This is a genomic window from Streptomyces sp. NPDC032198 (assembly GCF_040636975.1).
GTDB lineage: Bacteria > Actinomycetota > Actinomycetes > Streptomycetales > Streptomycetaceae > Streptomyces.
This window is the reverse complement of the sequence record NZ_JBEZVL010000020.1, coordinates 97,575-122,269: the sequence shown is the minus strand read 5'-3', so window position 1 is coordinate 122,269 and position 24,695 is coordinate 97,575. Positions and strand designations below refer to the sequence as shown.

Below are 24,695 nucleotides of genomic sequence, written 5' to 3'. Positions count from 1 at the left end.
GGTTTGTGCTAGGAGAGTATCGGATCGAAGGCCGGCGCGCAGCTGAGATCGCTGCCAGCGTGGAGCGTGCGGTGGGCGGCGGAGACCTGGAACCAGGTCAACTTCTGCCGCCGATGCGCGAGTTGGCGGAGCGGCTCGGGGTGAATCCCAATACGGTGGCCGCCGCCTACCGCACGCTGCGGGAGCGCGGCGTCATCGAGACGGCGGGGCGGCGCGGCAGCCGCGTACGCCCCAAGCCCGCGACGACGGTGCGTGAGCTGATCCGGGTGGACGTGCCGGACGGTGTGTGCGACGTGTCGAACGGCAATCCGGACACGGCGCTGCTTCCGCCGCTCGCCGAGGCGTTCGCGGCGGCCGCCGCGGAGGGTGACCGGCGTCCCGTGCTGTACGGGGAGGAGGCCGTGGACCCGGAAATGGCCCGCCACGCGCGCGTGGCCCTCGACGAGGACGGGGTGCCGGACGGTCCTGTCGCCGTCACCTCCGGATCCCTCGATGCCATCGAGCGTGTGCTCGCGGCCCATCTCAAGCCCGGTGACGCGGTGGCGGTCGAGGATCCGGGCTGGGGCAGCCTGCTGGATCTGATGCCGGTACTCGGACTGCGCACGGTGCCGGTGGGCGTCGACGACGACGGGCCGCTGCCCGCCGACGTGGAGGAGGCGTTGCGTGGCGGCGTCCGGGCGCTCGTCGTCACCGACCGTGCCCAGAACCCGACGGGCGCCGCGATCAGTGCTCCACGCGCGCGTGCGCTGCGAAAAGTCCTCTCCGCGCACAAGGATGTGCTGCTCGTCGAGGACGACCACGGGCACGCCATCGTCGATCTGCCGCTGCACCCCCTGGCGGGCGCGACCCGCAGCTGGGCCTTCATCCGCTCCACCGCCAAGGCGTACGGCCCTGACCTGCGCCTGGCCCTGCTGACCGGGGACCCCGTCACCGTCGACCGCGTCCAGGGGCGGCAGCGGCTCGGCCCCGGGTGGGTGAGTCATGTGTCGCAGCGGGCCGTCGTGCGGTTGTGGACGGACGGGGCGGTGGACACGGGCGAGGTGGCGGCGTCGTACGGGAAACGGCGTGACGCCCTGATCGCCGCGCTCGCCCAGCGGGGCGTCACAGCGCATGGGCGCAGCGGCATGAACGTGTGGGTGCCCGTGCCGGACGAGACCGGGGCGGTCGCCAGACTGCTGCACGCGGGGTGGGCCGTCGCTCCGGGGGCGCGCTTCCGGATGAGCGCGCGTCCCGGGGTACGGATCACGGTGTCGACGCTCCGGGACGAGGACATCGAAGCGGTGGCGGACGCGGTCGCATCCGCCACCGGGCCTGCTCCTGCGCGGCGTTATGAGTGACCAGGCCGACTAGGCGTGATCGGGCTGATTCCGTGGGCCGTCGTCCTGCCTGAGTGGCTCGGTGGGGCGGATCCGTGGTTTGGACTGGGTGAGGGCTGCGCCTGCCAGGACGATGACCGCGCCGACCGGGGTCGACCAGCTCAAGGACTCGCCCAGTACGGCGACGCCCGCGGCGGTGGCGATGACCGGGACGAAGTACGTGACCATCTGGGCCGTCGTCGGACCGACCTCGGCGACGAGGCCGTACTGGATCAGGAAGGCGAGCCCGGTGCCGACGGCACCCAGTGCCACGATCGCGAGGAGCGGCACGACGGGGAAGTGGGTGGGCAGCGACGTGAACAGCGGCGTCACGACGGCCAGCTCGGCGGTCGCGACCAGGAGCTGCGCACCGGTCAGCGAGAGGTTCGAGTGGCCGGAACCGGCCAGGGTGCGGCGCACGTAGATCCAGCCGACCGGGTAGCTCAGCGAGGCGAGCAGCGCCATCGACGTGCCACGGAAGTCGAGTCCGCTGAAGCCCTGCCAGGCGCCAAGCACCGTGAGCACGCCGAGGAACCCGATGCCGAGCCCCGCGACCCTGCGCCGCGTGGGCCGGTCCTCGGAGAGCGCGACCATGGAGAGCGCCATGCCCCACAGGGGCGAGGTCGCGTTGCAGATGCCGGCGAGCGTGGACGGGATCGTCAGCTCCGCGTACGCGAAGAGCGAGAACGGCAGGGCGTTGAGCAGCAGTGCGGAGACGGTGAGGTGCGCCCAGGTCCGTGCCCCGCGCGGAAGCCGTTCGCGCTTCATCACGAGGACGACCGCGACGACCGCGGTGCCGAACACCAGCCGTCCCAGGGTGACCTGGAACGGGGCGTAGCCCTCCGTGCCGACCTTGATCAGGAGGAAGCTGAAGCCCCAGATCAGCGAGAGGATGCCGAAACGGACCTGCCAGCCGAGGGCGCGGCGCCGCTTCGGGCCGGCAGGGTCGGCAGAGTCGGCAGAGTCGGCAGCGGAGGGAGGGGAGTGCGGGGACGTGGTGGTGGCGGAGCCGGGAGGGGTGGTGACGCTCATGCACTTCACCCTGAAGCAGCCAACCTCGTAGAACAAGCGAAATTAACTGCCGGGTACCGCGTAGCATCCCTTACATGTTGAACCTGGAGCGCCTGCGCACGCTCGACGCACTGGCCCGGCACGGCTCGGTCAGCGGCGCCGCGGCCGGACTGCACGTCACGACGTCCGCCGTCTCCCAGCAGATGACCAAGCTGGAGCGCGAGGTGGGCCAGCAGCTCCTCGCCAAGAACGGTCGCGGCGTACGCCTCACCGACGCCGGGCGGCTGCTCGCCGAGCATGCCGCGCGCATCCTCTCCCAGGTGGAGCTCGCCCAGTCCGACCTGGAGGAACAGCGCGGCAAGGCCGTCGGGGAACTGCGGATCTCGGCGTTCCCCACGGCGATGCGCGGACTGCTGCCCGCCACGCTCACCGCGCTGCGTGCTGGGCACCCCGGGCTGCGCGTCCGCTCCCAGGAGATGGAGCCGCAGCCCGGAGTCGCCGCCGTGGTGCGCGGCGACATCGACATGGCGGTCGTCCTCGACTGGTACAACAAGCCGTTGCCGATGCCCGACGGCCTGGTCAAGGCATCCCTCCTGGACGACCCCGCCGATGTCGCCATGCCCGCGGCGCACCCCCTCGCCGACCGCGCCGAGGTGGACCTGGAGGAGTTCGCGGACGACGAATGGATCACCTGGGCTGAGGGGGAGTTCTGCCACGAGTGGCTGATGTTCACGCTGCGCGCCAAGGGCATCGAGCCGCGGATCGCGCACCGCGCGGAGGAGCACCACACCCAGCTCGCGCTGGTGGCCGCGGGTCTCGGCGTGTGCGTGGCACCCCAGTTGGGGCGCGACCCGATGCCGGCCGGGATCAGGACGGTCCCGGTGCGCAACCTCGTGCGCCGTCATGTGTACGTCGTGTGGCGCGCGGACGCCGACCGCCGCCCGTCGATCAGGGCGGCGGTGGAGGCGCTCCAGGTGACCGGGGCCGGGCTGCGCTAGGGCTCTCGGGCAGGTCTGGTCCACGGCCTGGCTGTCGAGGGGCGGGTCTGCTCAGTGGTGGGCCTGCTCAGGGCCGGGCCTGCAGTTCCGCCAGTTTCCGGAAGTCCCAGGACGTGATCGCGTCGGGGGTGAGCCGGATCCAGGCGTGCTTTCCGTCGTACGGCATCGTGTCCATCCCGAAGTACTTCTGGGTGAACAGCCGCTCTGGGGCGTCGAGTTCGGGGCAGGGATCGCCCATCCGCGGTGACTCGGCGACGAAGACCGCCGTCCCGGAAAGCTCCACGCCCCGCAACTCCCCGTACTCCACGCCCGAGTCGATCACCACGGCGATCCGCTGGTCGCCCCGCAGATCGGCCCAGCGCTTGCTGCGGGTGATGGAGAAGAGCCACAAGGACGTGCCGTCCCAGGCGAACCAGAGGGCGCTCACGTGCGGGGCGCCGTCAGCGGACACGGTCGCGACCCGGCAGGTGCGCTCCGTGCGGAGGTAGGCGTCGAGTTCGCCCGGCGACATCATGATCCTGCGGCCCCGGCGCTGTGTGACGGCCATCGGTCCTCCCGCGACATGTGGAAAAGGTGGGCGCACAGCCGGAACTGACAGCCCGTCAGAACCGTGCGTCAGGAAAGCATGCGGTCTCTTCCGCCATCACGCAATGGCGGCTAACCTCCGCGCATCCCGGGCGCCGGTCGTCCTGGCCGACCCGGATGACCCAGCCGACCCGGATGATCCGGACAGGGGGAGCGATGCCGTCGTACGAACAGCTCAGGGAACTCCTCGACCCCGCAAGCACCGTACTGATGACCGTCGAGTGCCAACAGGGCGTGGTGGGGACGGAGAGCGCGCTGCCCGAACTCGCCGACGTGGCACGCTCGTCGGGCTGCCTCGCCAATGTCGCCCGGCTCGTCTCCGCCGCCCACCAGGCCGGGGTCCAGGTGATGCACGCCGTCGCCGAACGACGGCCCGACGGGCGAGGCGCCAACCACAACGCCCGCCTCTTCCGTGCCGCGGGACGGCTGCCCGTGCAGCAGCTCTCCGGGACGAAGGCCGTGCGGATCGCGCCGCCCATCGAAGTGGCCGAGGAGGACTTCGTCGTACGGCGGCTGCACGGCCTCTCGCCCCTAGCGGGCACGGACGTCGACCCGCTGCTGCGCAACCTGGGCTGCCGCACCCTCCTGGTGACCGGTGTGTCGGCGAACGTGGCGATACCGAACGCCGTCTTCGACGCCGTGAACCTGGGCTACACCGCCGTCGTGCCGTCGGACGCCATCGCGGGAGTCCCCTCCGACTACGCCCCCGCGATGATCCGCAACACGCTCGCCCTGGTGGCCACCATCGCCACCACCCAGGAGATACTCGGCACCTGGAAGCGGCCCAGGGCGGTGTGACCGCGAGGTCCTAGGCCAGTTTGATCGAGTCGCCGTCCACGCTGATCTCGGCCGCGGGCAGCGGTTTCGGTGCCGGGGAGGCCTTCACGCTCCCGTCGGCGATGGAGAACTTGCTGCCGTGGCAAGGGCAGTTGATGGTGCCGCCCTCGACGCTCGTCACCGGACACTGTTTATGGGTGCAGCGGTTCGAGAAGGCCTTGAACTCGCCCTTCGTCGGCTGGGTGACCACCACCCCTTCCTTCTTGAAGATCTTGCCGCCGCCCACCGGAATCTCCGATGTCTTGGCGAGCGCGGCCCCGGCGGCGCCACCGGCGGCCTCGCCGGGCGTCTGCTCGGCGGCAGGGGTGGAGTCGTCCGTGTTCTTGCCGTCTCCGCTGTCCCCGCCGTCCCCGCCGTATCCGCCGTCATCACCGTCACCGCACGCGGCGAGTGCGGCGGCCAGGCTGACGACGCCCGCCGCCGCGACGACGGAGCGGCGGGAGAGCGCGGGCTGAGGTTCCTTCGAAATGGTCATGTCCGGTGGTACGAGATCGCGTGCCGCTGTGTTCAAACGCTCAAGCACTTCTTGCGCGGGCCGCGTTCGGACCGGCATTAACCTGGGGCAATGCTCACCGAAGTCACCGCGGTCCGCTACGCCACGCCCTTGCGCGAGGGCGGATCGCTCCCCGGCCTCGTCGAGGCCGCCGACGACCAGGGGACGTACGCGACGTACGTCATGAAGTTCACCGGAGCCGGACAGGGCCGCAAGACACTGGTCGCCGAGGTGATCTGCGCACAGTTGGCGCGTGGACTCGGCTTCCGGGTGCCGGGCCTGGTGGGCATCCACCTCGATCCGGTGATCGGCCTGGGTGAGCCCGACCAGCAGGTGCAGGAGCTCCTCAAGTCGAGCGGCGGCCTGAACCTGGGGATGGACTACCTCTCGGGCGCGCTCGGCTTCGACTCGCTCGCCTTCGACGTCGACCCGGCCGAGGCGGGCCGCGTCGTGTGGTTCGACGCGCTCATCAACAACGTGGACCGCTCCTGGCGGAATCCGAACATGCTGGTCTTCGGCGGCGACCTGTGGCTCATCGACCACGGCGCGAGCATGATCTGGCACCACAACTGGCGCACCGCCGAGACCGCCGCCGCCAAGCCGTACGACGCCTCCGACCACGCCCTGGCCCCGTTCGGCCCCGACGTGGCGGCCGCCGCGGCCGAGCTCGCCCCGCTCGTCACGGAGGAGCTGCTCACCGCCGCCGCGGCCGACGTGCCCGACGCGTGGCTGGTGGACGAGCCCGGCTTCGACGGCCCGGACGCCGTGCGCCGCGCCTATGTGGCGGCCCTGCTGCCGCGCGCCAAGACCATCCACGAACGGATCCAGCTGCCCGAGCCGCAGCGGAAGGGCGCCACCCAGTGACCGAGCAGCCGTCGCCACAGTCGCCCCAGCGGGACGTCTTCGAGTATGCCCTCGTGCGCGTCGTGCCCCGCGTGGAGCGCGGGGAGCAGTTCAACGCGGGCGTGGTGGTCTACTGCCGGGCCAAGTCCTTCGTGGCCGCCCGCACCCATCTCGACGAGGGCAAGCTGCGGGCCCTTGACCCCGGGGCCGACGTGAGCGGCATCAGGGCCGCGCTCGGCGCCGTCCAGCGGATCTGCGCGGGCGGCGAAGCGGCAGGTCAGGCCGAGCGCGACGACGCCGGGCGGCGTTTTCGGTGGCTGATCGCGCCGCGCTCGACCGTCGTACAGCCGGGGCCGGTGCACACCGGGCTCACGGCGGATCCTGCCGCAGAGGTGGACCGACTCCTCGACCTCCTGGTGAGGTAAAGAATCACAGGCCCCGGTGTGCCGTTGACACCGGGTGCCAGGGCTTCTAGCGTCTCGTTCAGCTGAAGGTACTAAGCGGTCGCTCACCATCGGGGCGTACCGTGGAGCCGCATCCCAAGGGCGAGGAGAACCAGCATGTCCACCACTGAGCAGCGCGTCGCGGTCGTGACCGGAGCAGCGCGAGGCATCGGCGCGGCGACCGCCGTGCGTCTGGCCGCCGAAGGCCGCGCCGTCGCGGTGATCGACCTCGACGAGGCCGCCTGCAAGGACACCGTCGCGCAGATCACCGCTGCCGGTGGCAAGGCGATCGCCGTCGGCTGCGACGTCTCCGACGAGGCTCAGGTCGAGGCGGCCATCGCCCGGATCGCCGACGAGCTCGGCGCGCCCACGATCCTGGTGAACAACGCCGGTGTGCTCCGCGACAACCTCCTCTTCAAGATGAGCGCGGACGACTGGGACATGGTCATGAACGTGCACCTGCGCGGTGCCTTCCTGATGTCCCGCGCGATCCAGAAGCACATGGTGGACGCCAAGTTCGGCCGGATCGTGAACCTCTCCTCGTCCTCCGCGCTCGGCAACCGCGGCCAGGTCAACTACGCCGCGGCCAAGGCCGGTCTGCAGGGCTTCACCAAGACCCTCGCCAAGGAGCTCGGCAAGTTCGGCGTCACCGCCAACTCCGTGGCCCCCGGCTTCATCGTCACCGAGATGACCAAGTCCACCGCCGACCGCGTCGGCATGGGCTTCGAGGACTTCCAGGCCGCCGCCGCCACCCAGATCCCGGTGCAGCGCGTCGGCCGCCCCGAGGACATCGCCAACGCCATCGCCTTCTTCACGGGCGACGCGGCGGGCTTCGTCTCGGGTCAGGTCATGTACGTGGCCGGCGGCCCGCTCAACTAGTTCTGTCCCGGAGGGATGCGGAGATGACTGTGCAGGACAGCGGAAAGGCCGCGCTCGTCACGGGCGCCAGCCGAGGTATCGGCTACGGCGTCGCGGAGGCGCTCGTCGCCCGCGGTGACCGGGTGTGCATCACCGGACGCAACGAGGACGCGCTGAAGGAGGCCGTCGAGAAGCTCGGCGCCGACCGCGTCATCGGCGTCGCGGGCAAGGCCCACGACGAGGCCCACCAGGCGGTCGCCGTCGAGCGCGCCATGGAGGCCTTCGGACGGGTCGACTTCCTGGTCAACAACGCCGGCACGAACCCGGTGTTCGGTCCGATGGCGGAGCTCGACCTCAACGTGGCGCGCAAGGTCTACGAGACCAACGTGATCTCGGCGCTCGGCTTCGCCCAGCAGACCTGGAAGGCCTGGCAGAGCGAGAACGGCGGCGCGATCGTGAACATCGCCTCCGTCGCGGGCGTCGCCCCCTCGCCGTTCATCGGCGCGTACGGCATGAGCAAGGCCGCCATGATCAACCTCACCGTGCAGCTCGCGCACGAGTTCGCGCCCAAGGTGCGGGTCAACGCGATCGCGCCGGCCGTGGTCAAGACCAAGTTCGCCCAGGCGCTGTACGAGGGCCGCGAGGAGGAGGCCGCCGCCGCGTACCCCCTGGGGCGGCTCGGTGTGCCCGAGGACATCGGGGGCGCCGCAGCGTTCCTCACGTCCAGCCAGTCCGACTGGGTCACGGGACAGACACTCGTGGTCGATGGCGGCATCTTCCTCAATGCGGGCGTCGGCTGACGAAGCCCGCACAACCGCGAGGTACACCCCCTAAAGGGGACGTACGCGCGCATCAAGTGCCCCGTCGGCGCCGCAAGTTGGCCCGGCGGGGCATTGCGATATTGTCTGCCGACCCCATGGCATGGCCGATCGAGGAGCGTGCGCGTGTTCAGTGAAGTTCGCCTGGTGACGGCAGCGGGTCTCCGTGGCCTGGCCGGGCTGCCCCGCCGGGGTCTGCGGCCCGCCGCGGTGCTGGTCTCCCTGTCCCTGCTCTCGGGATGCGGGGCCTTCTCGTCGGACGATTCCGACGAGGAGCAGCGGATCACCGTCGGCACGATGAGTGCTCCCAGCACCCTCGATCCGGCCGCAGCCTGGGACAGCTCCTGGGAGCTGTACCGCAACGTCTTCCAGACGCTCCTCAGTTTCCCCAGCGGGGCGGCCGAGCCCGAGCCGGACGCGGCCGAGTCCTGCAAGTTCACCGACGCGACGAACAGGGTCTTCACCTGCGAGCTGCGCGAGGACCTCAAGTTCTCCGACGGCCACGCGCTCGACGCGAAGGCGGTCAAGTACACCTTCGACCGTATGCGGCGCATCGACGTGAAGGGCGGGCCCACGGGTCTGCTCGGGTCGCTCGACTCGGTGGAGACGAAGGGTGACCGGACGGTCACGTTCCGGCTCAAGAAGCCGGATGCCACCTTCCCGTTCGTGCTCTCCACGCCCGCCATGTCGATCGTCGACCCCAGTGAGTACCCGGCGGACAAGCTCCGCGAGGGCACCACGATCGCGGGCTCGGGGCCGTACGACCTGGAGGCGTACAAGGCAGGTGACCGCGCGGACCTGGTCAAGAACACCAACTACAAGGGTGCGGCCGACCGCAAGAACGACGCCGTCACGATCCGTTACTTCAACAAGTCGGCCGCCATGGTCGACGCCCTGAAGAACAAGCAGATCGACGTCACCTTCCGTGGACTCGCGGCGAGGGACATCGTCGAGATGCAGGCGAACAAGAACGCGCGCGAGGGCATCCAGCTCGTGGAGGGCTCGGGCACCGAGATCCGCTACCTGGTGTTCAACCCCGATGACCCCTGGGCCAGGAAGAAGCCGGTCCGCCAGGCGTTCGCCCAGGTCATCGACCGCCCGGCCATCGCACACAAGATCTATCAGGACACCGTCGAGCCGCTGTACTCGATGGTCCCCCAGGGGCTCACCGGGCACGGCACCGGCTTCTTCGACGACTACGGGGACCCCAGCAACACCAAGGCCGCGAACATCCTCAAGAGCGCGGGCATCAACGCACCCGTGCCGCTCACGCTCTGGTACACGACCGACCGGTACGGCTCGGCGACCGAGGGAGAGTTCAAGGAGATCAAGCGGCAGCTCGAGGCGTCGGGCCTGTTCAAGATCACCATCAAGGGCCGTCCCTGGACCGAGTTCGACGCGGGCACCAAGAAGCGCGAGTACCCGGTCTTCGGCCGTGGCTGGTTCCCCGACTTCCCCGACGCGGAGAACTTCATCGCGCCGTTCATCGGCGAGAAGAACGTGCTGAACACGCCGTACCCGTCGAAGGAGATCACCGACGAGGTGCTGCCGCGCTCGCGCCGTGAGGCCGACCGGGGTGCGGTCGCCGACGACTTCGAGCGGGCCCAGAAGCTCCTCGTCGACGACGCGCGGCTGCTGCCGCTGTGGCAGGGCAAGCAATACATCATGGCGAGCGAGGAGATCGCGGGCGGCGAGCGCGCCCTGGACCCCTCGGCGATCATGATGATGTGGGAGCTGCAGCGCAAGACCAGCTGGTAGCGCGTGGCTGGTGGTGCGTGGCCCGGTAGCCGGTGGGCGGCGCTGATTGTCAGTGGCCGCCGGTAGGTTCTTCGGTGAGTGAGAAGTGACCGCACACCGGAGGTTGTTGACGTGACCGACATCGCCATGCTGCCCGCGTCCTGGCGCGGAGTCCTCGGCGAGGAGCTGCAGAAGCCCTACTTCAAGGAGCTCACCGAGTTCGTCGAGGAAGAGCGGGAGAAGGGTCCCGTCTACCCTCCGCGTGACGAAGTGTTCGCCGCGCTCGACGCGACGCCGTACGACCAGGTGAAGGTGCTGGTCCTCGGCCAGGACCCGTACCACGGCGAGGGGCAGGGGCACGGCCTCTGCTTCTCCGTGCGGCCGGGCGTGAAGACCCCGCCCTCGCTGCGGAACATCTACAAGGAGATGAAGGAGGAGCTCGGCCACCCCGTGCCGGACAACGGCTATCTGATGCCGTGGGCCCAGCAGGGCGTCCTGCTCCTGAACGCGGTGCTCACGGTCCGCTCGGGAGAGGCCAACTCCCACAAGGGCAAGGGCTGGGAGAAGTTCACCGACGCGGTGATCCGCGCGGTGGCCGAACGCCCCGACCCCGCCGTCTTCGTCCTGTGGGGCAATTACGCCCAGAAGAAGCTCCCGCTCATCGACGAGGAGCGGCACGTGGTCGTGAAGGGTGCCCACCCCTCGCCGCTGTCCGCGAAGAAGTTCTTCGGCTCGCGCCCCTTCACGCAGATCGACGAGGCGGTGGCGGCGCAGGGTCACCAGCCGATCGACTGGCGGATTCCGGATCTGGGCTGACCTCCTCGTGGGCTGGGGTCAGCCGATCTCGTACGTGAGGGTGTACGGGACGGTGGGCTCGCCGTGCCGTGCGGTGAACGCGCCGGTGCCGGAGAGGCCCGTCAACTCGCCTGCTCCCGAGCCGGGTTGCACGGTCAGGACGCAGGTGACCGTGCCGTCGGCGCCGAACGTGCCGCGCTGCTCCAGGACGAGGGAGCCCGTGCGGCCGTCGACGGTTCCTTCGATGAACTCGTAGCCCACGAAGGCGCCGGTGGTCTCGTCGGCGTACACGAGCGTGTACTCGCAGGAGGTGCCGGTGGCCTCGATGGCGCCGGTGAAGTCGTTCGTGACGGCGGCGTGCGCGATGCGGGCGCCGCCCTCCGCTCCGGCGACCGGCTTCTCGTCCCAGTGGGAGAAGGTGAAGGTGCCGGTGGCGATGCTGGTGGCTCGCGTGGTCATGGGGTGCCTTTCTCGGGGCGGTGTTGATGTTGGTGGGGTGCCGGGGTTCGGCGGGCCGGGGTGGCCCCCGGGGTCCTGAGAAGAGCTTGGCGCCCGTACCTGACACCTTCTGTCAGGTACGGGTGCAGACTTGATCCCATGCGTGCCGACCGGCTTCTCGCCCTGCTCCTGCTGCTCCAGAACCGCGGGCGCGTGACCGCGCCCGAACTCGCCGAGGAGCTGGAGGTCTCGGTGCGGACCGTCTACCGGGACGCGGAGGCCCTCGCCGCCTCCGGTGTGCCCGTGTACGCCGAGCGGGGTCCGGCGGGCGGCTTCCGGCTGATGGACGGCTATCGCACCCGGCTGACCGGACTCACGGACGACGAGGCCGACTCCCTCGCCCTCGCGGGGATGCCGGCCGCCGCCGCCGATCTGGGGCTTGGGGCCGAACTGGTCACCGCGCAGCTCAAGTTGGGCGCGGCGCTCCCGGCCGGGCTCGGTGAGCGGTCACGGCGGATCCAGGAGCGCTTTCACCTGGACGCGGAGGGCTGGTTCCGCGCGGCGGATCCCGCGCCGCTGCTGTCCGTCGTCGCCGACGCCGTGTGGCGTCAGCGGCTGCTGCGGGCGCACTACCGGCGGTGGGGCGGTGAAGTGCGGCGCGAGCTGCATCCGCTGGGTCTCGTGCTCAAGGCGGGAAACTGGTATTTGGTGGCAGCTTCGGGTGAGGCCGCCGACGACGCCGTACGTACCTACCGGGTGTCACGCTTCCTGGAGGTGACGGCGGCGGACGAGCCTTCCGCGCGGCCCGCCGGGTTCGATCTGGCCGCCTACTGGGAGGGCGCCGCGCGCGACCTGCGGGCGCGGGTGCTGCAGGGCACGGCGCGCGTGCGGATCTCACCGGCGGGGCTCCGGCTGCTGCCCGCGTTGTTCGGGGCGGCGGGGGAGCGGGCCGTGGAGGCGGCGGGCGAGCCGGACGCGGACGGCCGACGGGTGGTCGACCTGGAAGTCGAGACACTGCCCGTCGCGGTGAGCGACCTGCTGAGGCTGGGCCTCGAGGCCGAGGTGCTCGGCCCGCCCGAACTCCGCGCCGCACTGACCAGGACCGTCACCGGCCTGGCCCAGCGGTATGCGTGAGCGCCTCGCGGCCGATCGCGCCTGACCGTGATTGTCGGTGAGGGCGGATAGCGTCGATGACGGTGTGCACGATGGGCGTACGAGCGTGGAGGACCCGGTGGCGGAGCAGCAGGAGCAGGCGGCGGAAGACGCCATGATGACCCGGATCGGGCAGGCGGTCATGCTGCACCACGGAGGCGACCGTGAGGAGGCGCAGGGCCGCTTCCTCGGTCTGTGGTCGGAGATCGGCGAGGACGGAGACCCACTGCACCGCTGCACGCTCGCGCATTACATGGCAGACACGCAGGAGGACCCGTCGGACGAACTGGCGTGGGATCTGCGGGCGTTGTCGGCGGCGGACGAGCTCACGGACGAGCGCCTGCACGAACACCACGACTCGATCGCGGTCCGGGGCTTCTACCCGTCCCTGCACCTGAACCTGGCCGCGGACTACGCGAAGCTGGGCCGCCCCGAGGCAGCGCGCAACCACATCCGGCGGGCGCGCGGGGTGGTCGGGGCACTGGGGGACGACGGGTACGGGGACGGGATTCGGGCGGCCATCGGACGGCTGGAGTTGCAGTTGGGGGAGGGGAGCGAGGTGGAGTGACCTGCAGTGAGGTGGGAGGGGGCGCGGGCTGAGGTGGGGTGACCGCGTGGGGTGGGGTCAGGGCCCGTAGGCGTCCTGGCAGATGGTTGCCTCGGGGCTGCCCGGCTGCCAGCCGCCGTACTGCTTGCCCAGGGCGCAGAGGTCCGCGGTCGTGGGCACGGCGGTGGGAAGAGCGGGCGGTTCGGCGGCCTCGGGCCGGTGGGCGTGGCGGCGCGGGGGCGGGTCCGAGTGCCGTGCGGGGTGCGCCGTGCGCTGGGGTGCGGCGGGGACGGTCGGGGCGGTGCCGGTGGTGCGGGGCGCCGGGGCGCGGGGCGGGCCGATGAGCTCAAGGGCCTCGCGGGCGGGGGCCTCCACGACCCGGGGGCGGGAGTAGCCGTCGGTGCGGGGCGCCGGGGGCGGGGCGCTCTCGGCGGACGGACCTGGGGCGGGGTGCCGCTCGACGCTCACACAGCCGGAGAGGGCGGTGACCGCCACGGAGGCCAGGAGCGTGGCGGCGGTCGTGGTTCGGTGCATTCGCGCAACTCTGGGGGGCGGGGGGTGCTTTCGGCGAGGGAACGGGCGGAAGTTGGCCCGCATGGGTGAGGTCGCCTCTGGCCGGCGGGGGTACGGGGGGCTGGCTTCCCCCCCCCCCCGCTGCTTCGCCGCTCCGTGGTGGGGGCTGGGGGTTCGTGTCCGCGGGCCGACTCCGCCCTGGCCTGCCGCTGCGCGGCAGATCTTTCCCGCCCACCCACCCGATTACCCGGCGGTGCTGCCCGCGGTGCCGGAGCCTCGTCTCGAGCGCCTGCTGGCAGCCGTCGCGGCCGCCGTATGCTGCGGGAGCAGAACTCGCACAGTGGTAGAGGAGACAGGGACAGTGGTGAAGGTCGGCTGTATCGGACTTGGTGACATCGCGCAGAAGGCGTATCTGCCGGTGCTCACCACCCTGCCGGGGGTCGAGCTGCACCTGCAGACGCGTACGCCCGCCACCCTCGCCCGCATCGCGGGCACCCACCACATCCCCGAGGAGCGCTGCCACACCGACCTGGACGCGCTGCTCGCCCAGGGCATCGACGCGGCCTTCGTGCACGCCTCGACCTCCGCCCACCCGGAGATCGTGACGCGGCTGCTCGAAGCGGGCGTCGCCACCTACGTCGACAAGCCCCTCGCGTACGAACTCGCGGACTCCGAGCGGCTCGTGCAGCTGGCGGAGGAGCGCGCGGTCAGCCTCGCCGTCGGCTTCAACCGACGCTTCGCGCCCGGCTACGCCCAGTGCGTCGAGCACCCGCGCGAGCTGATCCTGATGCAGAAGAACCGCGTCGGCCTGCCGGAGGACGCGCGCACGCTCGTCCTCGACGACTTCATCCACGTCGTGGACACGCTGCGCTTCCTCGCGCCGGGACCGATCGAGCACGTCGGCGTGCGCGCCCGCATCCAGGACGGGCTCATGGAGCACGTCGTGCTGCAGCTCGCGGGCGACGGCTTCACCGCGATCGGCATGATGAACCGGCTGAGCGGTTCCACCGAGGAGATCCTCGAGGTGTCCGGACAGGACACCAAGCGACAGGTGCTCAACCTCGCCGACGTCATCGACCACAAGGGTCAGCCCAGCGTGCGGCGGCGCGGCGACTGGGTGCCGGTGGCCCGGCAGCGCGGCATCGAGCAGGTGGTCCTCACGTTCCTCGACGCCGTGCGCGCGGGCAAGGTGCTCAGCGCCCGGGATGCGCTGGCGACCCATGAGCTGTGCGAGCGCGTGGTTCTTGCGGCTCAGGAGCAGGCTGCCTGAGCCGCCCCTTCACGGGTCCCCGCAGGGACCGCACGCCCTCCGCCGCGCACAGCACCGCGAGCACGGCGAGGGCTGTGTGCACGGGCCAGTCGCCCAGCCTGACGTACGGCGTGACGCCCTTAGCCAGCGGTATGTCGTACGTCGACGTGGCGCTCGCCGAGGTGCCGAGCGGCGCCCCGACCCGCTCGCCGCCCGCGCCGTACACCGCGGAGACGCCGGTGAGCGTGGCGTGCACCATGGGGCGGCCGGTCTCGGCGGCCCGCACCGCCGCGAGCGAGGCGTGCTGCTCGGGTGCCCAGCTGGACTGGAACGACGAGGTGGACGATTGCGCGAGCAGCAACTGGGCGCCCTCACGCGTCAGATGCCGGCTCATGTCGGGGAACGCCGACTCGAAGCACACCAGCGGCCCGACCTTCAGGCCGTCCCCTACCTTCATCACCACCGGACGCTCACCGCGCCGACGGTCCTCGCCCGCCGCTTTGCCCACGGACGTCGCCCAGCCGAGGAGCGAGCGGGCGGGGACGTACTCGCCGAAGGGGACGAGCCGCATCTTGTCGTAGCGGTCGCCGGTCGGGCCCTGGGGGCCGACGAGGACGGAGCTCTTGAAGATGCCGGGCTTGTCCGAGCGGCGGGCATCCACGTTCACCAGGATGTCGGCGCCGACGTCCCGGGACAGTGCGGCTATCCGCCGGGCGATGTCGGGGCGCTCCGCGAGGTCGTAACCGACACTGCTCTCGCCCCAGACGACGAGGTCCAGGTCCCGTCCCGCCAGGCCTCGCGTCAGCGCCTCCTCGCGCGCGAGCCGCTTGTCGGCACCGCCGACCCCGTCCATGACACCCGGCTGGACGACGGCCACGCGCATCGTCCGGCCCGTGGGCTCGGGGCGCGGCGCCCAGACCCAGGCGGAGGTGGTCACGGCGGCCACCGCCACGAGCCCGGCGGTGGCGGGGAGGGTCCTGGCCACGGACGCCCGGGATATACCGGAGACCGCGGAGCTCCTGGGCATCCCCGAGGCACGGGGCACCGTTGATGTGCGTGATGCCCCCGGTGAGCGGGCGGCATGAGCCGCGACGAGCGCGGCGACGGCGGTGTTCATGGTGACGATCAGGGCGCTGACCAGCCACACCCCGCCCACGGACATGAGGCGCAGGGCGGGGGCGACCTGCCACTGACTGGAGCCGAGCAGCCCCCACGGACCGCCCAACCCCTCCCAGGATCTGACCAGTTCGACCATCAGCCAGGCGGACGGCAGGACGACCAGCGCGGCCGTGGTCCGCCCCGGTGTGATCGTCCCGCCCAGGAGCCGGCGCACCAGCCAGCCCCACGGCGCCCACAGCAGGCCCAGCAGCGCGGCGATGACGAGGGTGAACACATGGAGGCTCGGCAGCAGCCAGTGATGCACCGCCACCATGAACCCGAGGCCGCCGAGCCATCCGTCGATCGCGGCCCTGCGTCCGGTCTCCGCCGAGCGTGCCAGCAGGATCCAGGGCACGAGCGCGACGTAGGCGAACCACCACAGCGACGGGGCGGGGAAGGCGAGGGCGGGCAGTGCGCCGGCGAGGACGGCCAGGACGCCGCGCCACCGGGCCGACGCGAGCAGCCGCGAAGCCAAGGAGTCCGAGGAGGCCGAGGATGCCGGGGCGGCCCAAGAGGCCCAGGCGGCCGAAAGGCGTGGCCCCCGCCGGTCCCGGTCGTCGCCGAGAAGATCCATGCAGCGCCTCCCTCGCTCCCCGCCACCCGGTCGTTCCTCCAGTGTGCGCGCCCCGGACGATCTAGGACAGTGCGCCTGCGGTGTGATGTCCCGGTGGTCTCTCCGGCACGTTTTCCTGCACCTTTTCGTCCATGTTTGCCCGCACGTTCTCCGGCATGTTCTCCGGCACGGCTTCTCAGCCGGACGCACGCGTCCGGGACCGCTGCTGGACCTGGCGCCATTTCTCGCGCACGGTCACCTGGCGCAGCCGCCAGCCCTGGTGCGTACGCAGGGCCGTGAAGGCGTAGCGGCCTCCGCAGATGAAGTCCGGGGCCGAGGCCTCCGCGCCGGCCTCGCCCTCATGCCCATCCCCTCCGTCCCCTCCGTCCTCGTGCCCGTCGTCGTTCGCCCCCTCGCTCGTGGCGAAGCGCATGGGGTTCACGTAGTCGGCCTGGACCTGCGCGATGTCGCCGATGTCCTGGTCGAGCGTCCCGAACCGCAGCCTCCTGTTGACGATCAGGTGCTGGCGCATCGGGAAGAGCGCCATCGTCCCCGCCAGCCATCCGGCCACCTCGGCGGCGCTTGCGTCGATGCCGCCCGCCGAGCTGTAGTCGGCGCGTCCGTCCGGGGTGAAGAGCCGCTGGTAGGCGTCCCAGTCGCCGTCGTCGACGGTCACTGCGTACTCGGTGATGAGGGAGTCGATGGCCAACCGGTCCATCACGGCGGCGAGTTCCACGCGCTGCGTCATCGGGTCAGTGTTGGGCACGGGGGGTGCGCAGCCAAGAGGTGTGCGGAAACGTGCCGGAAAGGAGATGGCGGCGCGGCGCGTGTGTTGTGGTCGGTACGGGTCGAGCGCGGACCAACTGCCATATTATGCGGGTCAGTTGAGTGCCCACCGAGCATTCGTGGAGTGTTCATGGAGCGTTCTCGGGGAAGCGTGAGCACTCCGAGCTGGGAGGCCCGGTGAAGAACGAGCAGCGCATCGCGGCGTACGAACGGCAGGGCAACCGCAAGGAACTGACGGGGCGGCAGAAGCACCGTATCGCGAGGAAGGCGCGTCAGGGCAAGGGCTGACGCGGCAGCCGTTGACGGCGGGGCCGCCACTCGGCGAAGGTACGGCACATGAGCCCGCACACCCGCGGCGTACTGATCGACGTCGGCGGTGTGCTCGTCCGCGAGTACCTGCCCGCCGTCGCGGCGGCCTGGGGCAGGCGGCTGGGTATCCGGGACGCCGTCTTCATGGCCGCCCTGTACGAGGGAAACGACTCCGGGGTTCTCATCGGCCGCGTCAGCGAGGACGCGTGGTGGGACACCGTCCGGGGGCGGCTCCGCACGGGGCCGGACGTGATCGCCGAGCTGCGCCGGGACCTGGCGGACGCGGAGCACTGGGACGCGGAGCTCGTGGCGTGCCTGCGCGGCCTGCGGCTGCGGGGCGTCCGGACGGCCGTGGTCAGCAACACCTGGCCCGGTCTGCGGGCACGTATGTCGGCCGCCGGCCTGTCGGACATCGCCGATCACCTAGTGCTGTCCTGCGAGGTCGGATGCGCCAAGCCGGACCGGCGGATCTACGAGATCGCTCTGCGGCTGCTGGCCGTCGAGCCCGCGCGGGCCCTGTTCATCGACGACATGGCCGACAACGTCACGGCGGCGCGGGTGCTGGGGATGGCGGGTCACGTGCACACCGGCACGGCGGAAACCCTCGCGCGTATCGCGGAGTTCACGGCTCAGGGCTGAGCGCTCGCAAGCACCGGGCAGGAGAGCCCGGAGGGCGGCTCAAAGGGCGGGCTCGCAGCGCCCGCAGGGCGCCGGGGCCTCAACTCACCAGCTAGGCCGCCTTGACGACCTCTTCGCGCACGGCGGCAGCCCATGCGGTCACCAACTGCTCGTATTCACGGCGCTGTTCGACCGAGAGGCGTCCACCGGCGCGCATCCACAGACCGCGGATCCGCTCGTTCAGTTCCGCGGCAGACCGTGCGGAACCAGGGGGCTGAGGGGTTAAGGGCATGCGTCAAGCCTAGGGGATGGCTACGACAATCGGAACTCTCAGCTACTGGGCAGATCCTCCAAGTGAGCGGACACACAGCGCCCCGGTGCGTCACACGCCGTCACCCGTACGGCGCAACACCGCGCAGTCCCCGCCCGTGGTCCCTGATATCCAGGGGAGAAGGGACGCGCCGGAAGCCGCGCGCCGTGGGGGATTCATCGCCCTGACGCCGTTGTGGCGGCCGGGCTCATCGAGTGGAGGGCCACTCATGTCCCAGTACATCAGTCTCTCCGTGGACTTCACCCAGGGTCTCAACGACGCCTGGTCGAAGGTCGCGCAATTCGTGCCGAAGCTGATCGGCTTCCTGGTCGTCATGGCCATCGGCTGGTTCGTGTCGAAGATGATCGCCAAGGTCCTCGACAGGCTGCTGCGCAAGGCCGGCTCCGAGAAGCTCGCCGAACGTGCCGGTGCGCACCGGATGCTGGCGAACTCCAAGTACGACATGACGGGGATCGTCTGCAAGGTCGTGTACTTCGCCCTGCTCCTGATTACCCTGCAACTCGGCTTCGGTGTCTTCGGCAGCAACCCGGTCTCCACGATGCTCGACGGCATCGTCTCCTGGATCCCGCGCGCCGTCGTCGCCATCGTCCTGATGGTCGTCGCCATGGCGGTGGCCAACGTCGTACGCGACATCGTCACCAGCGCCCTGTCCTCGATGTCGTACGGCAAGACCGTCGGCACGATCGTCTGGGCCTGCATCGTCGCGCTCGGCGTGATCGCGGCCCTCGGCCAGGCGGGCATCGCCACGACGGTCACCCAGCCCGTCCTGTACGCGGCGCTCGCGGCCGGTGCGGGCATCCTGATCGTCGGCGTCGGCGGTGGTCTCATCGGCCCGATGCGTCAGCGCTGGGAGCGGTGGCTGAACACGGCGGAGCAGGAGACGGCCAAGGCCCGCGGCAGCGTCAGCGCCTACCAGGCGGGGCGCGAGGACGCGATGACCAACCAGCCGGTGGAGGAGCGCGAGCGCTTCGACATCTGACCGGATCCGACCGGTCCGGGGACTCGGAGCGAACCGGCCCGGGCCCTCGGTTCCTCGGTCAGGATCCGGCGGACTCCGGCACCAGGTCGTGCCGCCTCACCAGCCACGAGATGGCGGTGAGGCGGCACACCGCGTAGTCGTGGCCCACCGGCTCCCGCCACCCGTTCTCGGACAGCGCGTCCAGGAACCCCAGGGCGTAGTCCGCAAGGATCTCGGGGTCCGGCGTCGGCGGCACCAGCCCGGCCCCGCCCATCTCGAGCCGGTCCCGCAGCTCCGCGACGTGCTGGTCCACGGCGGCCGTGAACCCGGGCTCGAAGGCGAACTCGGCGAAGCGCGGGGCGTACGAGGCGCTGATGCGGGCGAGGGGCGACATCCCCTCACCGTAGGCCGGTCAAACCCTCCTGAAGAGGGTCTTTTGGCATGCCATTGGTCACACGCTCCTCGCCCCGTCATGGCCGGACAACCTCACCGCCGCGCCGCCAAGGCCGTCCCGCCCCTGGCGCAACCTCCAAGGGTGACGCCCCACACATGCCATGAGGTCTGGTCAATCAGCCAAGCATTCGCCAGCCGTCTATGAGATCGCGCGTGGCAGATGCAAGATAGGGGACGTCGTTCGGGATGCGGAGGCCACCGTCCCGGCCCAGGTCCAGGCCCACGAGGCGAGGTCCCCCCATGGTCATGCGCACCCACGACGGCAGCACTCACCACGGCAGCGCAGGCGGCGTCGACCACGGCAGCGTCCGCTCCGGACTCGGCGCGCACCGGCGCCCGGACGCTCGCATCGCCCGCGTCATCGCCGAGGCCCTGGGCGATGCCCGCACGGTCCTCAACGTCGGCGCCGGCACCGGCTCGTACGAGAACGCGGCACACGCCGTCACCGCAGTCGAGCCGTCCCTGGCCATGCGCGCCCAGCGCCCGGCCGAGCTCGCCACCGCCCTGGACGCCGTAGCCGAGGATCTCCCCTTCGCCGACGGCCGGTTCGACGCCGCGATGACCCTCTTCAGCGTCCACCAGTGGTCCGACGTCGACGCCGGGCTCCGCGAGATGCGCCGCGTCACCCGCGGCCCCATCGCCGTACTGACCTGCGACCCCGCCCGCGTACGGGACTTCTGGCTCTACGAGTACGCCCCCGATGTCCTGGAGGCCGAGGCCCGCCGCTACCCGCCCCTGGGCCGGCTCGCGGCCGCACTCGGCGCCACCACCACCGTCCAGCGCGTCCCCATCCCGCTGGACTGCACCGACGGCTTCAACGAGGCCTACTACGGCCGCCCCGAACTCCTCCTCGACCCCGCCGCCCGCCAGGCCTGCTCCGCCTGGAGCTTCATCGACGACCACGCCCGCCAGGCCTTCGACGCCTCCCTGCGCCGCGCCCTGGGATCCGGCACCTGGGACGAGGCGTTCGGCCACCTGCGCCACCGGCCCACCTACACCGGATCCCTCGTCCTCCTGCGCGCCACCCCCTGACGGTCCGGACTCAGCGGCGCGTCCCGAGGAAATCGATGAGCGCCTCGTTCACCTCGTCCGGGCGTTCCTGCTGGGTCCAGTGCCCGCAGCCCGCCAGCTTGACGGGCTTGCGGTGCAGGTGGGGCATGCGGTCGGGAAGCGTCTCGATGAACTCGGGTGTGCCGGGGAAGGCCGCGACGATGTCCCGGTCGCCGTAGACGTACAGGGCGGGCGGGGTGATGACGGCGTCCTGCCACGGCGCGGTCAGTTCCCAGTTACGGTCGAGGTTGCGGTACCAGTTGAGGCCGCCGGTGAAGCCCCCGGCGAAGCTCTCCGTGAGGACGTCGAGGTCGTCCTCGGTGAACCAGTCCGGCAGGACCTCGGGGTCCGGCATGCCCGCGAGCCAGCCTCGCTCGGGGTCGACCATCGGCTGCATGATCTCGCCGGGAGCGTCACCGGAGGCCGCGTAGAAGAACTTTCGCAGGGCGGTGCGGGTGTCCTCGGCGAACTCGGCGTCGGCGACACCGGGACGGTTGAAGTAGTTCCAGTAGAAGCGCCCGCCGAAAGCCTTGTCCATGGCGGCCAGCGGCGGCTCGGGGCCCCGGGAGGGCGGCGGCACACTGAGCCCGGCCACTCCGAGCACCAGGTCCGGCCGCAGCATCGCGGTGTGCCAGGCCACCGGCGCGCCCCAGTCGTGCCCGACGACGTACGCCTTCTCCTCGCCCAGCGCGTGGACCAGCCCGACGACGTCGCCGACCAGGTGGAGGATGCTGTACGCGTCGACGTCGGAGGGGTGGTCGCTGCGCCCGTAGCCACGCTGGTCGGGGGCGACGACGCGGAAGCCCGCGGCGGCCAGGGGGCCGAACTGGTGGCGCCAGGAGTGCCATGACTCGGGGAAGCCGTGCAGCAGCACGACAAGGGGGCCTTCGCCCTCCTCGGCGATGTGCAGCCGTATCCCGTTCACGTCGATCATCCGATGCTCAACCATGGCCACGAGCCTACGTGTTGTGATCCTCCGACGGTGAGATCCGTACACGCCGCGCGCAGGGCGCTCGCCCGCAGCCGGCCGCCCGGAGAGCCGGCGTCCGCGCCCCGCTCAGTCCGCCGATTCGCCCGCGTGCGGGCTCAGCGCGTCCGTTCCCACCAGCACGAACAGGGCGATGCCCAGGGCGATGCGGTAGTACACGAACGGCATGAAGGACTTCGTAGTAATGAACTTCATGAACCACGCGATGACCGCGTAGCCGACGATGAACGCGATGATCGTCGCGAAGATGGTGGGGCCCCAGGACACGTGCCCGCCTTCGCCCGCGTCCTTGAGCTCGAAGGCGCCGGAGGCGAGGACGGCCGGGATGGCCAGCAGGAACGAGTAGCGGGCCGCGGCCTCGCGGGTGTAGCCCATGAGCAGGCCGCCGCTGATGGTGGCACCGGAGCGGGAGACGCCCGGGATCAGGGCCATCGCCTGGCAGAAGCCGAAGATCAGGCCGTCGCGGACACCCAGTTCCTTCAGGCTCTTGCGCTCCTTCACGGCACGGTGCTTGCCGCCGGTCTCGTCGCGGGCCGCGAGGCGGTCGGCGATGCCGAGGACGATGCCCATCACGATGAGCGTCGTGGCGATGAGCCGCAGATCGCGGAACGGGCCCTCGATCTGGTCCTTGAACGTGACGCCGAGCACGCCGATCGGGATCGAGCCGACGATGACGAGCCAGCCCATCTGCGCATCGTGGTCCGAGCGTGGCACCTTGCCGAAGAGGGAGCCGAACCACGCGGAGATGATCCGCGCGATGTCCTTGCGGAAGTAGATCAGCACGGCTGCCTCGGTGCCGATCTGGGTGATCGCGGTGAACGCGGCCCCGGGATCGTGCCAGCCCGCGAAGGCCGCGGTCAGCCGCAGATGCGCGCTGGACGAGATCGGGAGGAACTCGGTCAGTCCCTGGACGAGCCCGAGAATGAAGGATTCAAGCCAAGACATGGAAACTGCGCCGTCCAAGTACGGATCATGGGCTGCGGGTGCGGTCATGTGCTGGGAGATACGGAAGGTATGAGCGCGAGGGGTGATCACTCCCTTGCCGTGGGCAGCGTAGCGTCACTTGGTTACGAGATCGCCGGAGGGCCGCTGTCCGGGGGCGGCGGCCCTCGGTGTGCCGGGCCCGGCGCTCGCTCCGTCAGGACCGTCGCGTCTGCGGCCACAGGCGCAGTTGCAGCATGGCGGCGAAGCGCGCGTCGGTGTCCGTCAGGTCGATGCCGCCCACCTCCGCGAGGCGCCGCAGCCGGTAGCGGAAGGTGTTCGGGTGCACATGAACGGCGGTGGACGCGGTAGCGACGTCGCCGAACGCGTCGAGCCAGGCCCGCAGCGTCTCGACGAGACAGGTGTGGTGCGCCGCGTCGTACGCGCCGAGCCGGGCCACGGGGCCGGACGGCGGATCGCCGCGTTCGGCGATCGCGTCCGTGAGCTCCAGGAGCAACGACTCGACGAGTACGTCGCTGATGCGGGCCACCGAGCGGTGGCCCTCGCCCGCCCGCAGCACCCGCAGCGCCCGGTCGGCGCCGGCCCGGGACGCGGGCAGGGCGGCGCTCTCCGGCGCGCGCGGGCCGACCCCGACGAGCAACTCCTGCCGCTCGCCCACGCGTTCGAGGAACTCCTCGGCGACCCGGGCGGCCCGCTCCTCGGCGTCCGGCCGCCCGGCAGGGGCCGGGACGATGCCGTAGACGACGTCACCGACGAGCGCGGCGGCCGAGCGCGGGTGGACCGCCGTCAGATGCATCGCGAACGCGTCGGCGAGGCGCTGCCGTTCGGCCACGTAACGGACGTGCCGCGCGGCGGACCGGTCGCCGTCCCCGCGGTCGGCGAAGGCGAGGGCGAGCACCGCGCCCGGCTGTTCGGCGAGCCCGAGGCGGGCGACGGCCTCGGCCGCGCCGGGCCCGCCCTCCAGGGCCGTGCCCACGAGGTCGGCGCGCAGCCTGCGTTCGACGTCGGCGCCCGCCCGCAGCCGCAGCAGATGCAGCGCGACCAGCTTGGCGGCGTCGCGCAGGGCCTGCTCGCGCTCGGCGCTGAGCGGACCGTGGACCGCGGCCCAGATGGAGCCGAGTATCTCGTCACCGGCGCGCACGGCGAGGGCCACGCGCGGCAGGCTGAGATCGCCGCCCTCCACCTCCACGAGGGGCTCCACGTAGACGGGCCGGTCGCTGCGGTACATGGCCTGGAAGACACCGCGCTCCTCCAGGACGCGCGTGAAGCGCTCGGGCACCTGACGGCCGAGGATGGTCTCGACGCGCGAGGAATCGGCCTCGTCCTGCCGCCCGGAGAAGGCGAGCACCCGCCAGCTGCGGTCCTCGATGGTGACGGGCGCGTCCAGGAGCGCCCCGACGGCGTTGGCCAGCGCGAACAGGTCGCCGGACGACACCCCGCCCAGGGTCTCCTGGCCCGTCTCCCCGACATCCCCCTCCGCGATGAGCGCGCGCAGCATCGCGGCGAGCTGTGCCCACGAGGCGCCGCGCGTCAGACCGAGCAGCGCGACCCCGGACCTCCGCACCGCCTCGGTGACCTTCTCGTCGGCGGCGACCGGCGCACGGACGACGAGCCCCGCGGCGCCCTGCGTGCCGAGGGCGTCGAGCAGGTGGACGATCTGCACCGGATCCTGCACGGCGACGCCGAGCACGAGCGCCTGCGGGGGCGGCACCGGTTCGTCGTGCGGGTCGTGGATGACGACGCCGCCGATGTCGTCGGCACCGTCCGGGTCGCCGCACACGAGGTCCAGGAGGGTGGGGCCCAGATCCTCCAGGACGCGCCGGAGGCTGGCTCGGGGATGGGTGGTCACCGGGACGAGCACGCTTCCTCCTGCAGGG

27 protein-coding genes are annotated in these 24,695 nt (G+C 71.2%); 15 read left to right on the top strand and 12 right to left on the bottom strand.

Features of this window, described 5'->3' with window-relative positions:
- Positions 1–5 precede the first annotated feature (5 nt).
- Complete coding sequence (locus tag AB0E78_RS38900; RefSeq protein ID WP_361843503.1) at positions 6–1,337, top strand: aminotransferase class I/II-fold pyridoxal phosphate-dependent enzyme; 1,332 nt, start codon at positions 6–8, stop codon at positions 1,335–1,337.
- 9 nt (positions 1,338–1,346) lie between these two features.
- Here AB0E78_RS38900 and AB0E78_RS38895 read toward each other — a convergent pair whose 3' ends face one another.
- The gene (locus AB0E78_RS38895) at positions 1,347–2,387 is read right to left on the bottom strand and encodes a DMT family transporter (RefSeq protein WP_361843501.1); all 1,041 of its coding nucleotides are present in this window, start codon (positions 2,385–2,387) and stop codon (positions 1,347–1,349) included.
- Positions 2,388–2,461: 74 nt separating this feature from the next.
- Here AB0E78_RS38895 and AB0E78_RS38890 point away from each other — a divergent pair, with 74 nt between their 5' ends.
- Positions 2,462–3,364 carry a LysR family transcriptional regulator gene (locus AB0E78_RS38890; protein WP_361843499.1) on the top strand — a complete coding sequence of 301 codons (903 nt, stop codon included), beginning with the start codon at positions 2,462–2,464 and terminating at the stop codon, positions 3,362–3,364.
- A 67-nt stretch (positions 3,365–3,431) separates the two neighbouring features.
- Here the strand turns inward: AB0E78_RS38890 and AB0E78_RS38885 are convergent, their stop codons facing one another.
- Entirely contained in the window at positions 3,432–3,911 is a 480-nt protein-coding gene (locus tag AB0E78_RS38885; protein WP_361843496.1) for a pyridoxamine 5'-phosphate oxidase family protein, read from the bottom strand.
- Between the two features lie 194 nt (positions 3,912–4,105).
- On the opposite strand from AB0E78_RS38885, the gene AB0E78_RS38880 reads away from it, so the two are divergent.
- Positions 4,106–4,747 (top strand): cysteine hydrolase, encoded by a 642-nt coding sequence (locus tag AB0E78_RS38880; protein WP_361843494.1) that lies wholly within the window; start codon positions 4,106–4,108, stop codon positions 4,745–4,747.
- 10 nt (positions 4,748–4,757) lie between these two features.
- On the opposite strand, the gene AB0E78_RS38875 is transcribed toward AB0E78_RS38880, so the two are convergent.
- Entirely contained in the window at positions 4,758–5,261 is a 504-nt protein-coding gene (locus tag AB0E78_RS38875) for a Rieske (2Fe-2S) protein (protein WP_361843491.1), read from the bottom strand.
- A gap of 90 nt (positions 5,262–5,351) precedes the next feature.
- Here AB0E78_RS38875 and AB0E78_RS38870 point away from each other — a divergent pair, with 90 nt between their 5' ends.
- The 6 genes from AB0E78_RS38870 to ung all read left to right on the top strand — a co-directional run bounded on the left by AB0E78_RS38870 (position 5,352) and on the right by ung (position 10,794).
- Positions 5,352–6,143 (top strand): HipA family kinase, encoded by a 792-nt coding sequence (locus tag AB0E78_RS38870; RefSeq protein WP_361843488.1) that lies wholly within the window; start codon positions 5,352–5,354, stop codon positions 6,141–6,143.
- Entirely contained in the window at positions 6,140–6,547 is a 408-nt protein-coding gene (locus tag AB0E78_RS38865; protein WP_361843486.1) for a DUF3037 domain-containing protein, read from the top strand. Before AB0E78_RS38870 ends, AB0E78_RS38865 begins: the two co-directional genes overlap by 4 nt.
- 135 nt (positions 6,548–6,682) lie before the next feature.
- A complete protein-coding gene (gene fabG, locus AB0E78_RS38860) occupies positions 6,683–7,444 on the top strand; it encodes a 3-oxoacyl-ACP reductase FabG (protein ID WP_361843483.1) in 762 nt (253 codons plus the stop codon).
- Positions 7,445–7,467: 23 nt separating this feature from the next.
- Positions 7,468–8,223, top strand: a complete 756-nt coding sequence (locus AB0E78_RS38855; RefSeq protein WP_361843480.1) for an SDR family oxidoreductase — start codon at positions 7,468–7,470, stop codon at positions 8,221–8,223.
- 315 nt (positions 8,224–8,538) lie between these two features.
- Positions 8,539–9,999: an ABC transporter substrate-binding protein gene (locus tag AB0E78_RS38850; protein ID WP_361843582.1), complete on the top strand. Its 1,461-nt coding sequence runs from the start codon at positions 8,539–8,541 to the stop codon at positions 9,997–9,999.
- A 111-nt stretch (positions 10,000–10,110) separates the two neighbouring features.
- Positions 10,111–10,794: a uracil-DNA glycosylase gene (gene ung, locus AB0E78_RS38845; protein ID WP_361843477.1), complete on the top strand. Its 684-nt coding sequence runs from the start codon at positions 10,111–10,113 to the stop codon at positions 10,792–10,794.
- A gap of 18 nt (positions 10,795–10,812) precedes the next feature.
- Here the strand turns inward: ung and AB0E78_RS38840 are convergent, their stop codons facing one another.
- A complete protein-coding gene (locus tag AB0E78_RS38840; RefSeq protein WP_361843475.1) occupies positions 10,813–11,232 on the bottom strand; it encodes a DUF3224 domain-containing protein in 420 nt (139 codons plus the stop codon).
- A gap of 138 nt (positions 11,233–11,370) precedes the next feature.
- Between AB0E78_RS38840 and AB0E78_RS38835 the strand changes: the two genes are divergently transcribed.
- Complete coding sequence (locus AB0E78_RS38835) at positions 11,371–12,345, top strand: WYL domain-containing protein (protein ID WP_361843472.1); 975 nt, start codon at positions 11,371–11,373, stop codon at positions 12,343–12,345.
- A 97-nt stretch (positions 12,346–12,442) separates the two neighbouring features.
- Positions 12,443–12,931, top strand: coding sequence for a hypothetical protein (locus AB0E78_RS38830; protein ID WP_361843469.1), 489 nt, complete (start codon positions 12,443–12,445; stop codon positions 12,929–12,931).
- 57 nt (positions 12,932–12,988) lie between these two features.
- Here the strand turns inward: AB0E78_RS38830 and AB0E78_RS38825 are convergent, their stop codons facing one another.
- Complete coding sequence (locus AB0E78_RS38825) at positions 12,989–13,444, bottom strand: hypothetical protein (RefSeq protein ID WP_361843466.1); 456 nt, start codon at positions 13,442–13,444, stop codon at positions 12,989–12,991.
- Between the two features lie 343 nt (positions 13,445–13,787).
- On the opposite strand from AB0E78_RS38825, the gene AB0E78_RS38820 reads away from it, so the two are divergent.
- The gene (locus AB0E78_RS38820; RefSeq protein ID WP_361843463.1) at positions 13,788–14,693 is read left to right on the top strand and encodes a Gfo/Idh/MocA family oxidoreductase; all 906 of its coding nucleotides are present in this window, start codon (positions 13,788–13,790) and stop codon (positions 14,691–14,693) included.
- Here AB0E78_RS38820 and lnt read toward each other — a convergent pair.
- Both lnt and AB0E78_RS38810 read right to left on the bottom strand, forming a co-directional pair.
- The gene (gene lnt / locus AB0E78_RS38815; protein ID WP_361843460.1) at positions 14,617–16,404 is read right to left on the bottom strand and encodes an apolipoprotein N-acyltransferase; all 1,788 of its coding nucleotides are present in this window, start codon (positions 16,402–16,404) and stop codon (positions 14,617–14,619) included. The two genes, AB0E78_RS38820 and lnt, sit on opposite strands and share 77 nt — an antisense overlap.
- Positions 16,405–16,579: 175 nt before the next feature.
- Entirely contained in the window at positions 16,580–17,131 is a 552-nt protein-coding gene (locus tag AB0E78_RS38810) for a nuclear transport factor 2 family protein (protein ID WP_361843457.1), read from the bottom strand.
- 374 nt (positions 17,132–17,505) lie between these two features.
- Between AB0E78_RS38810 and AB0E78_RS38805 the strand changes: the two genes are divergently transcribed.
- On the top strand, positions 17,506–18,117 hold the full coding sequence (locus tag AB0E78_RS38805) for an HAD family phosphatase (RefSeq protein ID WP_361843454.1): 612 nt from the start codon (positions 17,506–17,508) through the stop codon (positions 18,115–18,117).
- Between the two features lie 91 nt (positions 18,118–18,208).
- On the opposite strand, the gene AB0E78_RS38800 is transcribed toward AB0E78_RS38805, so the two are convergent.
- Complete coding sequence (locus AB0E78_RS38800; protein ID WP_361843452.1) at positions 18,209–18,388, bottom strand: hypothetical protein; 180 nt, start codon at positions 18,386–18,388, stop codon at positions 18,209–18,211.
- 247 nt (positions 18,389–18,635) lie between these two features.
- Between AB0E78_RS38800 and AB0E78_RS38795 the strand changes: the two genes are divergently transcribed.
- The gene (locus tag AB0E78_RS38795; protein ID WP_361843450.1) at positions 18,636–19,406 is read left to right on the top strand and encodes a hypothetical protein; all 771 of its coding nucleotides are present in this window, start codon (positions 18,636–18,638) and stop codon (positions 19,404–19,406) included.
- A 58-nt stretch (positions 19,407–19,464) separates the two neighbouring features.
- Here AB0E78_RS38795 and AB0E78_RS38790 read toward each other — a convergent pair whose 3' ends face one another.
- Positions 19,465–19,779 (bottom strand): DUF6401 family natural product biosynthesis protein, encoded by a 315-nt coding sequence (locus AB0E78_RS38790; RefSeq protein ID WP_361843447.1) that lies wholly within the window; start codon positions 19,777–19,779, stop codon positions 19,465–19,467.
- Between the two features lie 299 nt (positions 19,780–20,078).
- Between AB0E78_RS38790 and AB0E78_RS38785 the strand changes: the two genes are divergently transcribed.
- Positions 20,079–20,870: a class I SAM-dependent methyltransferase gene (locus AB0E78_RS38785; protein ID WP_361843444.1), complete on the top strand. Its 792-nt coding sequence runs from the start codon at positions 20,079–20,081 to the stop codon at positions 20,868–20,870.
- Positions 20,871–20,880: 10 nt separating this feature from the next.
- On the opposite strand, the gene AB0E78_RS38780 is transcribed toward AB0E78_RS38785, so the two are convergent.
- From AB0E78_RS38780 to AB0E78_RS38770, 3 genes are all read right to left on the bottom strand, one after another.
- Positions 20,881–21,837, bottom strand: coding sequence for an alpha/beta hydrolase (locus tag AB0E78_RS38780; RefSeq protein WP_361843442.1), 957 nt, complete (start codon positions 21,835–21,837; stop codon positions 20,881–20,883).
- A 108-nt stretch (positions 21,838–21,945) separates the two neighbouring features.
- The gene (locus tag AB0E78_RS38775) at positions 21,946–22,821 is read right to left on the bottom strand and encodes an undecaprenyl-diphosphate phosphatase (RefSeq protein WP_361843439.1); all 876 of its coding nucleotides are present in this window, start codon (positions 22,819–22,821) and stop codon (positions 21,946–21,948) included.
- A gap of 193 nt (positions 22,822–23,014) precedes the next feature.
- On the bottom strand, positions 23,015–24,679 hold the full coding sequence (locus tag AB0E78_RS38770) for a helix-turn-helix domain-containing protein (RefSeq protein WP_361843437.1): 1,665 nt from the start codon (positions 24,677–24,679) through the stop codon (positions 23,015–23,017).
- Positions 24,680–24,695: the final 16 nt, after the last annotated feature.